Genomic DNA, 15,765 nt, shown 5'->3' on the forward strand with positions numbered 1-15,765 from the left:
TTATTTCAGCGGATTGGAAACAACCGCAGGAAGCAGTCTGTCGATAGGAAATAGAGGCATTTCCGGTTCTTCGCCCAGGATTGCCTGCGACAGGCAGCGCGCGATATACGGGCCGCTCGTATATCCGGAATGGACCGATCCGCAGACCCAGGCTCCTTCATGTCCCGGCACTGCCCCAACGGCCGGTAAGGCATCTGCCGTTTCAGCCTCAAACCCGGTCCAGCTGCGAACGATCCGAGAGGCAGCAAGACCAGGAATGGCGTGTACCGCCAACCGAACATTGCCGATCAAGCTATCATGGACCACAGAATGCGTATTCCGCGTTCGATCCCCGATACCCTGCCACCCTCCGCCAATAACCACTGTTCCATGCGGATACTGTTTAAGTGATAAAAGCCCGCTGGCAATTCCCACCACTGTTCGCATCACTGGCGGCATCCGCTCGGTTACGGCCAGCTGATTTACCAGCGTACGGATGGGCACATGAACACTCAGCCAGCGCAGCATCGGCTCAAGCCATACGCCACCGGCCAGGACAATCTGACGGGCGTTGATCACGCCTGCCTTTGTATGAACTGAGTACCCCCTGGCCGCAGGCTCCACAGCGTCAACACTAGTATACTCCTGCAGCTCAACTCCTTCTGATATCAGAGCACGCCGGAAGGCGACGCCAGTCAGGTAGGCATTGGCAAAACCATCAATCGTACAGTGGCTTGCCATTCTGATCTGCGTGCTGACGCTCGGTTCGATTGCGCGAGCCTCTTCCGGCGTGACCAGTCGGATTGGGGCTCCGGCGGCACGTCGTGCTTCTGCGCGTTCTGCAAGCAGGGTTTCCTCAGCTTCGGTGAATGCAAGAGACAATCCATCGCAGGCTTTTACGCCAACATCATGGCCTAGCCATTCAGGTGCGCGCACCCACATTTCGTGCGCCTTCAGTGCATAGGGTATCAAGGCAGCGCGGGTCATCTGCATGGTCAGCGTCCCGGCATTTGTCCCTGAAGCTCCGCGCGCCAACGCATCACGATCGATTAGTGTAACATTCATGCCGCCACGTGCAGCAAACAAGGCGATACTGGCACCGTGAATTCCGCCGCCAATAACAGCAAGATCAACTGTTTTTGTCATAACGGGGCCGGTTTAGGAACGGGAATATCAGCATAATCGAACTGGCCTGCCATATGCGTGATATCGACTGGCCGAATAGGGCTGCGCGGTGTCAGATATTCCGCGCCAGGCTGCACCTTCGCGTGGCTGCGTAGCAATGCTGCAGCATTGGCACCGCACATGCGAGCCTGACAAGGCCCCATGCCAAGCCGTGTGAAATGCTTTAGTTGGTTTGCATCCTGCGCTCCTTCCGCGATGGCCTGGCGGACCATGCCCACGGTCACATCTTCACAGCGACACAGGATTACCTCATCGGGCAGTGTAGAAATGCGCGCGTCATCTACCTGCATAAGTCGGCATGAGGCATCGGCGAAGCGTTCAAATTCGGGCGCTTCGTCCACCGCATCAAAGCTGGTCGTAATTCCAGCATCGCGCGCAATCACCTGCCCGACACGCCGGCCCTGCGCTGCCGCCGGCAGCGCACCTCGGATACGGCCTGCATCACCCGCCACATATAAACCAGATGGACCACATCGCCCATGCGCATCGGCCGCGATGCGCCATCCAGTCATCGGGTCCGGCACGCGCTTTACACCAAGAAGGCGCAGGATCTCGTCGCCCGGAACCAAGCCATTGCCAATGAAGGCAGTATCAACTCGCAAGCGTTGCTTCCGACCGCGCCCCAGCGGCGCGATTTCGATCTCTGCAAGTAATCCGTTGTTATCTGCGAAGGCCTGGGTGATTTCAGAGCGCCTTCTTATCGGCACCCTTCCAAGAGCAAGCTTTGCCTGCCATGTCAAACCCTGTCCGAAAGAAGGTAAATGTCGCGCAAACCCTGCTACGCTGCGCAGCCAAGCGCCAAGGCCATTATAGTCAACAACTGCAATTGGGACCTTGCCGAGTTTTAGCGCTTTTGCAGCCACAGCGAGAAGTAGCGGTCCCTGACCGGCAATAACGATGCGCTTCCCTGGTAACATATTTTCAGTCTTCAGCATCAACGTTGCTGCGGCAAGGCCGAAGACACCTGGCAGCGTCCAGCCTGGAAAGGGCACAACGCGTTCCTGCGCGCCAGTTGCAACCAGCAGGCGGCGCGCCTTGACCATTTCCGGCCCGCCCTCGGAGGCAAGAGCTATTTCAAATCCGTCCGAAATGGGCGCGACCGACCAGACCGAAAAACCTGTTTTGATAGGAATTTTGGCATTTCCCAACGCCATGCGCATCGCTTGACCGCGTGTAAGATCGGGATCTGCCGCAAGCGTAACGCCGAGACTCGGGGCGCGCCAAACTTGACCCCCTGGCTGCGATGCTTCATCAATAACCAGAACATCAAGTCCTGCCTGAGCTGCCGAAAGCGCTGCATTACCACCTGCGGGGCCTGCACCAATCACCACCAAATCATGCATGCCACTACCTGTCATTATGCTGATGCGCCCGCAAGCTTAACATTCATATTATCGCGGACGGGAGTTTGGCACGCTCTCTGGATTCGACCATCTATTAGAATAGCACACTCCTGGCACGCTCCCATCATGCAGAACGGGCCTCGTGGCGCCCCATCGCCCGGACTTGATCTAAACTTGTAGATACCATTTCGCAGCAGCGCCGCAGCAACAGTCATTCCTGCCCTGCAAGGCATAGAAACTCCGTCAACCTTTATCTGAAGTTCAAGCAGCATGTCATCTCGTTTTTAGTACACAATCTGTATACCAAATAAATGTAATCAGCGCAATCCTGTTTTTAGTCCTGCATGTGAAGCTGAGCCCCGACATTGCATTTCAAGAAGCTGCACGCACTTTGAAGACGTTTCTAACCTGGAAAGATGAATGCAACGAGGCATGATTGTTTGGGGAAGATTACACATGCTATAATCTGGCGACGACTGGTAAACTCCCCGGTTGCAACGGGGTGCAGCCGCCGAATTCACGCGGCTAGTCGCAGTTTGATTTCAGGGGTGATGCCGACTAGTCGCGCGGCAGGTAGCATCGAAGCCCCAAAAAGCTTGGATTTACAAAGATCAAGAAGGTCAGCGGGGCTTTGTCAGCCAAGCCTGCTGGCACTCTGACTAGCCACCTTAAAAGAGAGCAGTATGACGCCAAGCCGGCCTGCTCCCAACTGTGACGATTTACCCTTGGCACGAGGAGTAAAGGGCAGGAGCAAAGTGTTCTGCCCCTACACTGCTAAGCAGATGCTGTCGGCAATAGGATCGACAATCTTGGTCCCACCCGGGATAGCGACGTCCAGACTGCTCAAGCTTTCTCGCGCGCCAGGATGTGTGACAGCGCATCGGTCAGGCGATCGACCTGCTTCAGAGTGTTGTAATGAACCATCGAAACTCGCAAGACACCACCGTCCCTGTTCTCGCCCAGACGCTCTACCAGGCGCCGCGAATGGAAGTCACCAAAGCGTATGGCGATGCAGTGGTCATCCATTGCGCGGGCGATTACGCCCGAGTCCATACCATCGAATTTGAAGGCGATAGTGGGCACACGGTCGCTGGCATTGTTCACCGCCGGGCCGATGATACGGCAATCATTCCGTGCCGACAGCCAGACCAGAAGGCGATCAGTCAGCGCATCCTCCTGCGCGGTGATCCGGTCGAAAGCGGCGGCCAGCAGCGCACGATCATTCCCCGTGGCGCCGTGGTGGCGGGCCAGCTCTGTCAGGTATGACAGAATGCCGTCCGTAGCATAGGCGGCTTCGTAGCTGGGATTGCCCGGCTCCAGCTTGGCGCTGACTTTATCCCGTCCATAGAAATAGTGATAGAGGCCGTCCAGCTTTGCCAACAGGTCGTGCTTTCCATACATCAGCGCTCCATGGGGGCCATAGGACTTGTAGAGGCTGAAGACATAGTAGTCCACGTCCCAAGCTTGCACATCAATCAGACGGTGCGGCGCATAGGCAACCGCATCAATGCAAATCTGCGCGCCGCGGTCATGCACAAACCGCGCGAACTCCGCGACCGGATGCACCTTGCCGAGGATGTTTGATACATGGGTCACACAGACGAGCCGTGTGCGGTCAGTCATCAGCGGCGCAAGATCATCCAGTTGCAGATCCATCTGTCAACGGCAAAGCAAAAGTGGGCCAAAGGGCAGCGCAAAATGTTACCACTTTGGGGTTGGGATAATCACCGCATAGACAAGCGCCAGCATCCGGGCAGCCGCGCTTGTCATATAGCTGACGGTTGCCCGGATGCTTTGGCCCGTCCGGGCCAATCCGTGCTGATTGGGGTTCAGGTTTTGGGTGTTGCCTGACGCGCCTTGCTTTGTCCTAGGCGGTAGCTTTCGCCATTCATCTCAAGGATGTTGACGTGGTGGGTAAGTCGATCGAGCAGCGCGCCGGTCAGGCGTTCTGATCCAAAGGTCTCGGTCCATTCGTCGAATGGCAAGTTGCTGGTGATCAGTGTGGAGCCGCGCTCATAGCGTTGGGAGATCAGTTCAAACAGAAGCTCGGCGCCGGTTTTGCTCAGCGGCACAAAGCCCAGCTCGTCGATGATCAGCAGCTTGTAACCGATCATCTGCTTTTGAAGCCGCAACAGTCTGCGTTCATCTCGGGCTTCCATTAGTTCGTGAACCAGCGCTGCGGCGGTGATGAAGCCTACAGACAGGCCTTTCTGGCATGCTGACAGGCCAAGGCCCAAAGCGACATGGGTCTTGCCGGTGCCGGAAGGTCCGAGAGCGATGACATTTTCGCGTCGCTCAATCCATTCGCAGCGCGCCAGTTCCAGCACCTGCATCTTGTTCAAGGCCGGGATCGCCTTGAACTCGAAGCTGTCCAGGCTTTTGACGGCGGGGAAGTGAGCCATGAAGCCGCCATTGGTTCAAGGCCATGGCGAACGCTGCCTTGATGCGCCGTTCGATCATCCGCCGTTCACGGTCGATCATTTCCAATTCGACCAGACGAGCGAGGAACTGAACATGATCCTGTCCCTCTGTGGCGCATTGCCGAGCGAGCTTGCCATATTCTCGCAACACAGTTGGCAGACGGAGAGATTTGAGCCGATGCTCCAGCAGGATTTGTGGCGCTTGCGTCATGCCGCTTTCCCCCGCTTCATCAGTGACATGTAGCTGGCCGCACGCGTCGTTCCAACGTTGGCGCGCGGCAGATACGGATAGACATCCAGATCCAGTTTAGGCGGCCGTTTCTCGACCTGGCACAAGACAAGATGCTTGATGGCATCAAACCCGATCGCGCCCATGCGCAGCGCGTTTTTTACGGCGACATTCAGGTCGGCCATCTCGAACGTCTCCAACAACCGCAAAACCTGCACATACTCGCGCCGACCAGCCTTGATCATCCGGGCTTCCATCAAGCGGCGTAGAGTATCAAATTCCTCTGGCAGTGCCCATTCCACCAACGGGGCCGCCTGATCCAGAGCGCCGGTCTTTTGCTCAAGCAGCGGCAGATAGTGAACGGGATCAAAGACCATATCCTCTCGGTCCCAGCATCGGGGGTGGCGGGCGATCACATCACCGCCACAGCCGATGACCACCTGATCGACATAGCCGCGCACCCAGACATTGCGGTGCCCATAGGCAACCGGCACCGAGTAATCGTTGGTTTTGTAACGCACCATGGACTGCGAATCCACTTGGCCGGTCGCCTGATCACAGGCGTCAAATGAAGACGTGGGAAGTTCCATCATGGCATCGAGGTCGCGGATCAGACGTTGCCCAATGCTCTCGCTATGGCCGCGCAAGACATCACCCTGGCGCTTGCGGCACTGCTCTTCCAGCCAGAGATTGAACGCCTCCCATGTCGCAAAATGAGGGATGGGCACCATGAAGTTGCGCCGGGCATATCCGACCAGACCCTCAACAGCGCCTTTATCGTTGCCCTTCCCCGGACGTCCATAGCGATCATGGATAAAGTAATGCGACAGGAATCCGCTGAACAGCTTGGTCCGCTTGCGCGATCCGTCCTGCAGGATCTTCGCGACAAGGCACCTGTCATTGTCGTAGAGAACTGACAGCGGGACACGGCCAAAGAAGGCGAAGGCGTGGACATGGCCATCAACCCAAGCCTCAGAGACTGCTGCTGGATAAGCGCGCACAAAGCAGGCATCGCTGTAAGGCAGATCCAGCGCGAAGAAATGCGCCTTCTGCTCAACCCCGCCGATCACAACCATGGCTTCGCCGAAATCCGCTTGGGCATGGCCAGGGGCATGAGCCAATGGCACAAACATCTCGCGATTGCGCCGCCCATGTTCGCGGACATAGTTCTTGACCGTTGTGTAGCCGCCTTGAAACTGGTGCTCGCAGCAAAGCCGTTCAAAAATACGCTTGGCGGTGTGGCGCTGCTTGCGGGGACGGTTGAGATCGTCTTGCAGCCATTGATCAATGAAGCCGGTGAAGCCATCGAGCTTGGGCCGCTTGATATCCGCCGTTCGCTGATAGCCAGGCGGAACCGAAAACATCATCATCTTCTTTACGCTTGCACGCGAAATCCCGAAATAGCTCGCGTTCGCCATGGTGCTTGAACCAATGGCGCACTCATGGCTCACCCCGTTCGCTCATGCCGCCCCGACGCGCAAGGCGGACCTTCCTGTAAAGTTCCACGCTGAAAATACCCCCGCCCTTCCTGCATCCAGAAAGGGCCAAAGTGGCAAAGTTTTACTCTACCCGCAGCAGGACTATCCCGCCGCTTCCGTGGATCACTTTTGCATTGCCGTTCTCAGGACGGTCAGACTCTCCAAATGCTGCGCAGCTGCATTCCCCAATGCCGTCGCTCAGCCTGCCCAATATGCAGGCCAACCGAGTAATCCTCGCATTGAGACGGCTTGAACTGCGGCTGGCGGCGAAGAACTAGAGGTTCTCGGAGTATCGGTCATACGCATGTGCTCAGACCTAGTGCATAGGCGAATCGAATGACCGTTCTCCGACCCAGAAAATCAATGATGCCGCAACTTCGATCAGACTTTGCACAGATGCCGCGACCGGCGGGTAACCTCTCACGGGCTTGGATGGGACGCCAACACCCTTGATCCGATCTACACGCCACAGCCGCCGAACATGCGACCGCCAGCAGGGACCACTTGACCGGCCGCCCGGCACCCCAACCATACCCCACCATGACCGCCACGAAAACCCTCTGGGGCCAGATCCTGGCCGTAGCCCTCATCGTGCTCATCACGACCTAGGGCGCAAAGCGGTCTGGCCTGGCGGCTGGGGTTTCAGGCGCAGCTGGGCCCGGCGTGCTTTGATATGTGGGGCCTGCCTGTCTACCCGCCGCCCGCCTTCTTCTGGTGGTGGTATTTCTTCGACGCCTATGCCCGGCGCATCTTCTGGGAAGAGGCGGCCATCGCGGCCTCGGGCGTGTTAATCTCGATCGCGGTGGCCATCACCATGCGCGATCGCCTGAACCTGTCGCTGCCGGTCGAGATGATCGGCCGGATCGGCGGCTGGTTCATTCTCGCGATCCGTCAGAACATCGCATCCGGCAGGATCAGCGCAAAGCCTGGGAACTGAAGCAGCAACCACAAGATCACCACGTCAGCCGCCAGGAATGCGAGCACACCTTTGAATATTGCCTCCAGCGGCACGGCCTTTCCGACAACGCTTTTGATGACAAACACATTCAGACCGATCGGGGGCGTAATCAATCCGATCTCCAGCAACTTGATCACAACAATCCCGAACCAGATCAAGCTCATATCCATTGACTCGATCAGAGGTACAGTCAGCGGGATGGTCAAAAGGATGATGCCGATAGGGTCCAGAAATGTACCCAGGACGATATAGAGCAACACGATCGCCGCCATGATAACGAAGACCGAAAGATCTGCGGCTTCAACCCAGTTCAGCAGCGCCGCAGTAACCCCAGTCAATGCAACGAAAGACAGCAGCATCTTGGCCGCAATTGCAATCGCGAAAACCACAGCAGTCTGATAAGCGCTCTCTCTTAGTGCATCAATGAACCCGGCCCATGTCAGCCTGCGCGTAAGCACGCCCAACAAAACGGCCACCACAACCGCCACCGCCGCTGCCTCGGTTGGCGTAAAGATGCCGAAATAAATGCCCCCGATGATAAGGAAGAACAAAATGAAGAACGGCCAGGCACGACGAAGCGCCGCCATCCGTTCGGCTGTGCTTGGGCGAAACGGATCGGCAGGTGCCGCCTCGGGGTGCAATCTGACCCAGATCCAGACTACGCCCAGATAGGCAATCACCGTTGCAACCCCCGGCAACAATCCGGCGAGAAACAGCTTACTGACCGATTGCTCGGTAAAGATACCATAAAGAACCAGCAGCAACGATGGTGGGATCAGAGAACCAAGCGTGCCGCCCGCTGCCACGCAAGACGCCGCCAGGGATTTGGAATAGCCGAACTTGAGCATCTCCGGCACCGCGATCCGCCCCATCGCCGCCGCACAGGCAACGGATGTGCCGGTGATGGCAGAAAAGCCGCCACATCCCATGACAGACGCCATCGCCAGGTTCCCCGGCACCGCCGGCAACCAGAGCCTGATTGCATAGAACAAATCAGTCGTGAAGCCAGCCCTATGGGCAATATGGCCCATCGCAATGAATAACGGCGCCATTACAAGCGGATAGGCGTGCAAAAAGGAATAAGGGTCTGATGCGAGAAAGGCAAACAAGGGGCGCATCGCCCGCTCTGGGAAAAAGCCGCCGCTTGCTGGCATTGCGAAGTAAAGGAAGATACCCCCGACCGCTGCTGCACCAAGCGCAAAGGCGACCGGAACCCGCAAAAACAACAAGACGAGGGCGGCACTCATTCCCAGAGCGCCTAGCAAGACCGGATCCATGTTTTCTCCTTGAGACGCCGCACCCGAAACTTCGGGTCAGCACGAAGCCGCCGACGGCTCTGTTTCAGAGTTTTTTCAAGCCAACCAACCGCATCGCATCTTCTGCGAAGTTCAATACCAGTCTCAGGCTGAACAGCGCCAGACCCGCGACAAAGAACGCCTTGGCCGGCCACTGCGGAATGCGCAACACACCTTCGTAGAAACGCCCAGTCGCCCAGTCACGCCCGAGAATGTTCCACGCGCTCCACGCGATAAGACCGAAGATCACCAGCCCGACAAGGTTTGCAAACATGTTCAGCACCAAAATCCCGCGCGGTGGCAGAAAGTTCGTGAACACTTCAACCTCGATATGTCCCCGGCGGGCCGCGACATAAGCCAAAGGCAGAGCAACGATGATCGGCATCATGTTTTCTGCAAGGACAACATTGTCAGGGATGGAGCGACCCAGGAAGGTTCGCCCAAAGACCGAGAGGAATATCACGCTGGAGGCAAAAGTGATTGCGAGCATCGAAAGCACGAGTGCAGCGCTTTCGACAAGGTGCAGCCCACGGTCAAGAAAGCTGGCACCATCGGGGCGACGATGCGCAATCGCATCGCCGTCTTCAAACGCCTTGTCATCGTCCGGAGGCTGCTTATCCGTGCTCACGAGTTACTCCCAGGGATAGCCATTGGACGCGCGTTCGCTCTCATACCGTTCCTGTGCCATGTTGAAATGGTCCAGAATCCCTGCTCCGTCCAGACCTTTGGCACTCACCGCAGACAACCATGCATCGGTCAGCGCATCGCCCTGGCTATAGACCACGTCCATTACTTCCGAAGGAGGCGTAGAGATTTCAACAGTGTGGCCATCCAGACCAGAGCCCAACTCTTCCTTCATCTGGCCGTCAAGTTCCAACAGGGCACGGGCCAGATAATCGGTTGTGTCGCGACCGACTTCGCGCATCAGCGCCTGATGTTCTGCCGACAAGCCGTCCCAGATATCGCGGTTGATCACGCCGACCAGACCAAGCATCTGCCCATAGTTCAACTCAACCATATGACCCGCGACTTCATGCAAACGGTATGCAGTAACGTTTGACCAGTAGACCTGACTGCAATCCATCAACCCGCTATCAAGCGCCTGATAGACTTCGATTGCCGGGAAAGACACGATTTCAGCACCGAGGGCCGTGAAAGCCTCGATGTAGGGACCAACCGCTCTGATGCGCTTGCCCTGAAAATCCTCCACAGCGTTGATGGGTTCGCGGCAGATAAGCTGCACCGGCCCGGTGTTGAACTGCATCAGATACGTGGCGTCATGGCCTGCGAATTCCTGAACCAAAGCCTCGTTTTCTGTTGCGACCTCATAGATCGCGCGCATTGCGACCCAGGCGTCGGCTGAACCGATTGGCAAATCCCCGACTTCGTAGAGATGAAGCATCTGCGGCTCCCAGGATGGAACAAAAGTTCCGGCATCAACAAAGCCCGATGCAACGGCCCGCATCACATCGCGCCCGCTGACCAAGGCACCGCCCCATGTCAGATCAAAACGGATCTCGCCGCCCGACCGCTCTTCGATCTGTTGTGCAAAATGCTTGATCGCATCCGCACGCACCCCACGGTCAGGCCCGTATTCGGCATACCTGATTACCGTATTCGCCTGTACTGCGCCCGCAAGCACAGTGGATGCCGCAAGCATCGCAAGCAGTCCTGTTTTGTGTTTTGTCATCTTGTTCGTCCTCCCTTGGTAGTTGGTTTGTATTCAGCGATACCGGGCGTCGGCCACAGCTTCGCCCCCCCTCATCCCGCCGCCCGGATCAGTTTCGATTTGTATTCACTGCGCGGCAACGCCCCGAATGGCACCAGCTCAACGCGGGTGCGGACGATCAGGGCAGCCCGGATCGCGGCTTCGATCTGCTCGGCCAAACCTTCGGTCGCGGTATTGCCCTCTGCCAGTTCCACCTGCACGGGCAAGGGCGGCTCTTGTTTCACTCCGGCTGATCCCGGCGTGATCAGGATCACGCCCGACACCGAAGGCATGAAACGGCTGACCACTTCGCGCAGCGCGGTCGGAAATACATTCACGCCACGAACGATCAGCATGTCATCCGTACGCCCGATGCAGCGGACACGCGGCGTGGAACGACCGCAAGCACATGTCGATGCCTGAACCTCGACATGATCTCGGCTGCGAAACCGCAGCAATGGGGCGGCTTGTTGTTTGAGATGAGTATAGACCAACTCGCCGCGCGCGCCGTCTTCAAATGGGATCGCACGACCTGTTTCCGGGTCGATCAATTCCACATGAACAATGCCACCGCCGTTGAAATGCATGCCTGTCTGATGGCTGCACTCGCCCCAAAGCGATACTGCAATGTCACCTATTCCCATTGCTTCGGTTACTTTCGCACCCCATGCGGCCTCTAACTGAGCGCGCATCTGCGGCTCGCCGCCGCCCGGTTCTCCAGCTACCATGATCCGCTTTACACTTGACCCGGGCAGATCCATCCCGCGCGCGCCCCCCCATTCGGCCAAATGCAACGCATAGGACGGGGTTACGACAAGTGCAGCGGGTTGCAACATCGCAACCGCCGCCATCAGGCGTTCAGTATTTCCGGTCCCAACCGGGATATGACACAGCCCCAACCGGTCGAACGCCCCAAGTGCAGCACCTGCAACAAATGGTCCGGCATTGTAGCTTGTAACTACCCGGTCACCTGCCTGCACACCCGACGCAGAATAGCTGCGCGCAGAGATTGTCACCCAGTTTTCAATATCGGTGGATGTCAGTGGAATGAAGCTGGGCGCGCCAGTTGTGCCCGAGGTGGAGTATATCCGCGCGATGTCGCTTTTGGCACATGCGAGATGAGCGCCAATCGGGTTCCCTGCGGTGCGCGTTGCACGCAGATCATCTTTTTCCGTGAACGGCAACTGAGCGATATCAGCTAAGCCCCCGACGGCTTCAGCGGCATTGAAACCCGCAGCCTTCAACTTGTCACGATAGAACGAAGAGTTCGCAAACAAGTAGCCGATCTGCGCCCGGTAAGCCTGATCATCAGCCTTTGTCAGGACGGTTGTGCCTTTGTGTGCGTCGAGCATCATGCTCCAGCCTCCTGTTCGGGGAAATAGGTGATCGCTTCTTCCGCCTTGGCTGCCATCAGAAAGCCAATCGGATACCGCTGCTCTTCGGCCAGATGCCCAAGCAAGCCTGCAGTGCGGGCAAGCAAGGGGATAGCCTTGATCATGCTCGCCGGAAAGTCGAGATCCAGCAGCACAGCCGCGATGCCCATCGACACGTTCATGGTCAATGGCTTACCCCATGCGGTGTCCGCCGCCGTCGAAATCGCCGACGCAAGGGCGCAATGTGTTGCCGACACACCCTGATCGCGGGCCAAGGTCATGATCCGCTCGGTGCGCGGATCCTTAGGGCGATGTAGCGGATGGCCAAAACCCGCAAGCTTGCCCCCTGCCTGTCGCGTGGTCATTGCGATGTCCCGCGCAACCGCGTCTATGTCTTCGCCTGCGTCGACGCGCGCCTTTGCTTTCACCAGCAAGCCACCTGCCAGTTCTGCCGCACCCAGTATCACCGTGCCGCATCCCAATATTCCAGCCGCCAGAGCGCCCTGAAGCGAGTCCGGTCCTGCCGCGTAGGTCATCCGTGCGGCCTGTGCATTTGGGGTAAGTCCGTGCTCAGCGATCGAGATCAGCAATACATCCAGAAAGAACCTCTGCTGCTCAGTCGGCAAATGGCCCGCAACCGACAAGAAGAAGAAATCAGTAAAGCTGCGATGCCCCATAAGATCATCGCACAAATCATGCCCTCGCACCGTTATCGACGCAGCATCCGCCGTACAGATGCTGGTGCGCGCTGCGCCAGCTTTACCAATCATCATGCAGACAGCCCCCCAAAACTCTTTGGTGTCCTTCAATCATGTCGGACGATATTGTAGGACAATACTGACTAATCCATTCTTGTCAACCTTGCATTTTCTGGCTAGCGTCATGTCATGATAGTAACGAAGCCAGATCATCAGAATGGGCGCCGCCTGAGCGCTGTGGAGCAGGTCGTGAATGCCCTGTTCCACGGCCTTATCAACAACCGCTTTTCCCCGGGTCAGCGCCTCATCGAGTCAGACCTGACGGCAGAGTTTGGTGTTAGTCGCGGCACATTGCGCGATGCCTTCCGGCAGCTTGCGGCGGATGGCCTCGTCGAGTTGGTTCCAAACCGTGGAGCGATCGTACGCCGTCTTTCAGCGACTGACATGACAGAGCTTTTTCAGATCCGAACAGAACTGGAAGGCCTAGCCGCGCGTCTGGCTGCATCGCGAATGCATGATCCAGAGATCAGACGCACCTTCGAAGCCGCCATAGAGCCGATCTGGAGCGACGAACCAAGGCTCCACATCACACGCTACATAGATGAAAATACACGATTCCATGAAGCGATCCTTGAGGCCAGCGGCAATCGGCATCTGGCAATTGTCAGCCGTCAGTTTCAGTTGCCGGTGATTATGGGACAGGTCGGCGGCTTGTTGACCCCCGACACAATCGACAACTCCATCAGCGAACATCGCGCATTGTCTGAAGCAATCATTGCACAAGACCCAGAGGCAGCAGAGCGCATTATGAAGCAGCATCTCGCGCGCGCTCGAGATTTGACGCTGACACCGACTTCAACGCATACGGCGATCTGAGCCCCCTAGACCTAGCCTACAGGACGCCGTGTTCAACAGCAACTCAGACCCCATTGACCAATGACGGGACGCGGGCCGAACGGCCATGACCCTATGCCGCTGCGCAAACGGCATTCATCCCGACACTCACCCTCGGGATTCCCGGCAGTACCACCATGGCGCTGATGCTCGACGCACTGATGATCCATGGTATCACACCCGGACCACGTTTGATCGCAGATCTCCCGTCTTTGTTCTGGGGACTGGTCGCAAGTTTCGTGATTGGATAGTAGCCTAACGGAGAATCGGATGGTGCGGAAAATGACAGGTCAAGGCCCAGCAGCGAGCGAGAGCTTTACTTATAGTCTATCTCCCGATTTCAGAGGCATCCTTTGTCCTGACCTGTTGATCGCACCTGCAGACCTCGAAGCCGAGATTGAGCGCCGAAAGGTCAAGCATGGCGTCGATGCATGGTGGTTTGACGCTGAACTGGAGCAGGTAACGCGTGAAGGGTGCGTTCAACTCGGCACGCATCACATGCTTTACATTGGCATCGCGCAGCCGATGCGGGCAGATGTGGGTACGCGCCGTCTCACGCCGATCAGGCGTCGCCTTCTGCGAAACCACCTTCACGGCAGCATTCGCCGCTCCACCTTGCGCCAGTCGCTGGCGGCAATGCCGCCAGCCGGGCTTGCGGGATCGCCGAGCCGGATTTTCACTGTGCAGACAGTGTCATGATCGCGAGACGGGCCTGGCCCGAACTGAAAGGGAATGGTGGCCGCGGACTGGGGAACCTCAAGAAAGTCCTGAACCTGGATTTCCGACATCATGATGCGGGCGAAGATGCTCGTGCCGCCGCTCAGGTGGTCTTGCATGCCGAAGCGCATCTGGGTGTTGCTTTCGATTTACTGTTGCCCACGGTTAGGAAAGCGAGGGTGTGGAGGCAACCCCGACCGTCGTCGCCATCACTGTCACCGAACCGTGAGGATCCGTTTCTGAGCGACCCAGATGACTACGTCTAGATTGAGTTTCCGGTCTTGGGGGCAACTGAGACAGCATCACGGGGCAAGTGTGTGACGATCGCATCTGGTATGCTGATCGCATTTGTCGCGCAGCAGATGCTGGCAGCAGCACTCAGATGCGACGATCAACAAGTGCATAGAGGTTGCCAACGAGAACGTGGTTCCGGAAATTGAACTTCTGGAACTGCTATTGAGGGTTGTCACTGGAAAAAATCCGGACACAATGGCCATCTCAGCAGGTTCCGGAGCCACCAGAAAAACAGGGAATTCATCAGGAAGCGGGGGCGCAGCTAGGGGTTTCGAAAGGGGAAGTAAAGACCGTTAGGTTTTTTCTCCTCTTCGCCGGATAGTCATAAAAAGCCCGATAGGGCTATTATGGCTAGTAGGTTTTGTAATTATGGCACTCCTGAACGATGAAAAGAGAAACGGCAATCCAAAGGCGACATCTGTCCGGATACAAAGTGATACCGTGTCAGGGTATTCCGGACAACGGCGTCATGATCTCCGGATTGGCCCACAACCGAAATATGTTGATCCGGAGCGGTCACCGCTGAACCGGACATTGCTGGAACCTCCCTTCCCTGCGGTGATGAAGGCGATCGCCACAAAACGCCGGGCGAAGCGCGAGACACAACGCGCGATGAAATCGAATTCCGCTATTGCCACAGCCGGGATCATCACATTCGGATCACAGGCAGCCCAGATGTTCGAGGCTCTCTCCGAGGAAGATCAGGATCGAGCATTCCGTCTGCTTGCAAGGGCGATTGCGATGCGTCTTCGGACATCGCTGCACGGGCTGGTCGTACATCGGGATGAAGCCACGATCTATGCGCATTTCACCCTCAGCTCGCATAACCGCGACGGGATGCCCTTGTCGAAATCCACCCGCCCCGCCGTCTTGCCCGGACTTCAGGATCTGACCGCGCAAGTGATGCAGCGATTTTGTCCGGACATCGAGCGCGGCAACAGATATGGTGAACGCCTGGCGGCAGAAGCGGACTGGTCAGATATTATTCATAAATCGGTCCATAAGCTCCACCGTGAATTGCCTTTGGACCTGGCGGCAAAGCAAGCACAACTGGATGCGCTGGCCGCCGATGAAGAAACCGCGCGCGCACGTGTGGCGAAGATGGAAGAACGCGTTGCAAAGCTGACCCAGAAAACTGACCTGACCACCAGAGAAGTGAAAAGGCTCGCCACATATCAGAAACGGCTCGAGGAT

Annotated in this window: 15 protein-coding genes and 2 pseudogenes; 5 read left to right on the top strand and 12 right to left on the bottom strand. The window is 57.2% G+C overall.

The genetic code is table 11. The features are described 5' to 3' along the window. The 6 genes and pseudogenes from EV660_RS14525 to istA all read right to left on the bottom strand — a co-directional run bounded on the left by EV660_RS14525 (position 1) and on the right by istA (position 6,574). Positions 1 to 1,125, bottom strand: coding sequence for an NAD(P)/FAD-dependent oxidoreductase (locus EV660_RS14525; RefSeq protein WP_071479427.1), 1,125 nt, complete (start codon positions 1,123 to 1,125; stop codon positions 1 to 3). Then, positions 1,122 to 2,507, bottom strand: a complete 1,386-nt coding sequence (locus EV660_RS19030) for an NAD(P)/FAD-dependent oxidoreductase (protein ID WP_168800318.1) — start codon at positions 2,505 to 2,507, stop codon at positions 1,122 to 1,124. The genes EV660_RS14525 and EV660_RS19030 overlap by 4 nt, the downstream gene beginning before the upstream one ends. A 14-nt stretch (positions 2,508 to 2,521) precedes the next feature. After that, positions 2,522 to 2,779, bottom strand: a complete 258-nt coding sequence (locus tag EV660_RS14535; RefSeq protein ID WP_084634642.1) for a (2Fe-2S)-binding protein — start codon at positions 2,777 to 2,779, stop codon at positions 2,522 to 2,524. Between the two features lie 571 nt (positions 2,780 to 3,350). Next, on the bottom strand, positions 3,351 to 4,163 hold the full coding sequence (locus EV660_RS14540; protein ID WP_071479425.1) for an aminotransferase class V-fold PLP-dependent enzyme: 813 nt from the start codon (positions 4,161 to 4,163) through the stop codon (positions 3,351 to 3,353). A 173-nt stretch (positions 4,164 to 4,336) separates the two neighbouring features. Beyond that, positions 4,337 to 5,138 (bottom strand): annotated as a pseudogene (gene istB, locus EV660_RS14545) (IS21-like element helper ATPase IstB). Further along, positions 5,135 to 6,574 carry an IS21 family transposase gene (gene istA / locus EV660_RS14550; RefSeq protein WP_071479424.1) on the bottom strand — a complete coding sequence of 480 codons (1,440 nt, stop codon included), beginning with the start codon at positions 6,572 to 6,574 and terminating at the stop codon, positions 5,135 to 5,137. The pseudogene istB and the gene istA overlap by 4 nt, the downstream one beginning before the upstream one ends. A gap of 733 nt (positions 6,575 to 7,307) precedes the next feature. On the opposite strand from istA, the gene EV660_RS19065 reads away from it, so the two are divergent. After that, positions 7,308 to 7,571, top strand: a complete 264-nt coding sequence (locus EV660_RS19065; RefSeq protein ID WP_071479422.1) for a hypothetical protein — start codon at positions 7,308 to 7,310, stop codon at positions 7,569 to 7,571. Here EV660_RS19065 and EV660_RS14560 read toward each other — a convergent pair. From EV660_RS14560 to EV660_RS14580, 5 genes are all read right to left on the bottom strand, one after another. Continuing rightward, complete coding sequence (locus tag EV660_RS14560) at positions 7,526 to 8,869, bottom strand: TRAP transporter large permease (protein WP_071479421.1); 1,344 nt, start codon at positions 8,867 to 8,869, stop codon at positions 7,526 to 7,528. The two genes, EV660_RS19065 and EV660_RS14560, sit on opposite strands and share 46 nt — an antisense overlap. Positions 8,870 to 8,933: 64 nt before the next feature. Beyond that, positions 8,934 to 9,515, bottom strand: a complete 582-nt coding sequence (locus EV660_RS14565) for a TRAP transporter small permease (protein ID WP_071479420.1) — start codon at positions 9,513 to 9,515, stop codon at positions 8,934 to 8,936. Positions 9,516 to 9,518: 3 nt separating this feature from the next. Beyond that, complete coding sequence (locus EV660_RS14570) at positions 9,519 to 10,577, bottom strand: C4-dicarboxylate TRAP transporter substrate-binding protein (RefSeq protein WP_084634640.1); 1,059 nt, start codon at positions 10,575 to 10,577, stop codon at positions 9,519 to 9,521. Between the two features lie 71 nt (positions 10,578 to 10,648). After that, positions 10,649 to 11,950, bottom strand: a complete 1,302-nt coding sequence (locus EV660_RS14575; protein ID WP_071479418.1) for a phenylacetate--CoA ligase family protein — start codon at positions 11,948 to 11,950, stop codon at positions 10,649 to 10,651. After that, positions 11,947 to 12,741, bottom strand: coding sequence for a citryl-CoA lyase (locus EV660_RS14580; RefSeq protein WP_071479417.1), 795 nt, complete (start codon positions 12,739 to 12,741; stop codon positions 11,947 to 11,949). The genes EV660_RS14575 and EV660_RS14580 overlap by 4 nt, the downstream gene beginning before the upstream one ends. Before the next feature lie 114 nt (positions 12,742 to 12,855). Here EV660_RS14580 and EV660_RS14585 point away from each other — a divergent pair, with 114 nt between their 5' ends. The 3 genes and pseudogenes from EV660_RS14585 to EV660_RS19105 all read left to right on the top strand — a co-directional run bounded on the left by EV660_RS14585 (position 12,856) and on the right by EV660_RS19105 (position 14,259). Next, complete coding sequence (locus tag EV660_RS14585; protein WP_071479416.1) at positions 12,856 to 13,542, top strand: GntR family transcriptional regulator; 687 nt, start codon at positions 12,856 to 12,858, stop codon at positions 13,540 to 13,542. A 95-nt stretch (positions 13,543 to 13,637) separates the two neighbouring features. Then, a pseudogene (locus EV660_RS14590) lies at positions 13,638 to 13,808 on the top strand (tripartite tricarboxylate transporter permease); the annotation flags it as partial. A gap of 34 nt (positions 13,809 to 13,842) precedes the next feature. After that, positions 13,843 to 14,259, top strand: a complete 417-nt coding sequence (locus EV660_RS19105; RefSeq protein WP_369122184.1) for a GIY-YIG nuclease family protein — start codon at positions 13,843 to 13,845, stop codon at positions 14,257 to 14,259. Here EV660_RS19105 and EV660_RS18685 read toward each other — a convergent pair. Beyond that, on the bottom strand, positions 14,151 to 14,408 hold the full coding sequence (locus EV660_RS18685; RefSeq protein ID WP_157798877.1) for a hypothetical protein: 258 nt from the start codon (positions 14,406 to 14,408) through the stop codon (positions 14,151 to 14,153). The genes EV660_RS19105 and EV660_RS18685 overlap by 109 nt on opposite strands. A 532-nt stretch (positions 14,409 to 14,940) precedes the next feature. On the opposite strand from EV660_RS18685, the gene EV660_RS14600 reads away from it, so the two are divergent. After that, positions 14,941 to 15,765, top strand: an 825-nt coding sequence (locus EV660_RS14600) for a plasmid recombination protein (protein ID WP_134047596.1), incomplete at its 3' end; no start/stop codon positions are given.

It is taken from the genome of Roseinatronobacter bogoriensis DSM 18756 (assembly GCF_004366635.1).
In the GTDB taxonomy this organism is placed as follows: Bacteria; Pseudomonadota; Alphaproteobacteria; order Rhodobacterales; family Rhodobacteraceae; genus Roseinatronobacter; species Roseinatronobacter bogoriensis.

Bases quoted from the DNA above. Each gene is read 5' to 3' on its own strand.
- EV660_RS19065 (WP_071479422.1), top strand. From the start codon at position 7,308: ATGTGGGGCCTGCCTGTCTACCCGCCGCCCGCCTTCTTCTGGTGGTGG.
- EV660_RS14540 (WP_071479425.1), bottom strand. From the start codon at position 4,163: ATGGATCTGCAACTGGATGATCTTGCGCCGCTGATGACTGACCGCACA.
- istA (WP_071479424.1), bottom strand. From the start codon at position 6,574: ATGGCGAACGCGAGCTATTTCGGGATTTCGCGTGCAAGCGTAAAGAAG.
- EV660_RS14560 (WP_071479421.1), bottom strand. From the start codon at position 8,869: ATGGATCCGGTCTTGCTAGGCGCTCTGGGAATGAGTGCCGCCCTCGTC.
- EV660_RS14525 (WP_071479427.1), bottom strand. From the start codon at position 1,125: ATGACAAAAACAGTTGATCTTGCTGTTATTGGCGGCGGAATTCACGGT.
- EV660_RS18685 (WP_157798877.1), bottom strand. From the start codon at position 14,408: ATGCGCTTCGGCATGCAAGACCACCTGAGCGGCGGCACGAGCATCTTC.
- EV660_RS14585 (WP_071479416.1), top strand. From the start codon at position 12,856: ATGATAGTAACGAAGCCAGATCATCAGAATGGGCGCCGCCTGAGCGCT.
- EV660_RS19030 (WP_168800318.1), bottom strand. From the start codon at position 2,507: ATGCATGATTTGGTGGTGATTGGTGCAGGCCCCGCAGGTGGTAATGCA.
- EV660_RS14570 (WP_084634640.1), bottom strand. From the start codon at position 10,577: ATGACAAAACACAAAACAGGACTGCTTGCGATGCTTGCGGCATCCACT.
- EV660_RS19105 (WP_369122184.1), top strand. From the start codon at position 13,843: ATGACAGGTCAAGGCCCAGCAGCGAGCGAGAGCTTTACTTATAGTCTA.
- EV660_RS14535 (WP_084634642.1), bottom strand. From the start codon at position 2,779: ATGCTGCTTGAACTTCAGATAAAGGTTGACGGAGTTTCTATGCCTTGC.
- EV660_RS14580 (WP_071479417.1), bottom strand. From the start codon at position 12,741: ATGATGATTGGTAAAGCTGGCGCAGCGCGCACCAGCATCTGTACGGCG.
- EV660_RS14575 (WP_071479418.1), bottom strand. From the start codon at position 11,950: ATGATGCTCGACGCACACAAAGGCACAACCGTCCTGACAAAGGCTGAT.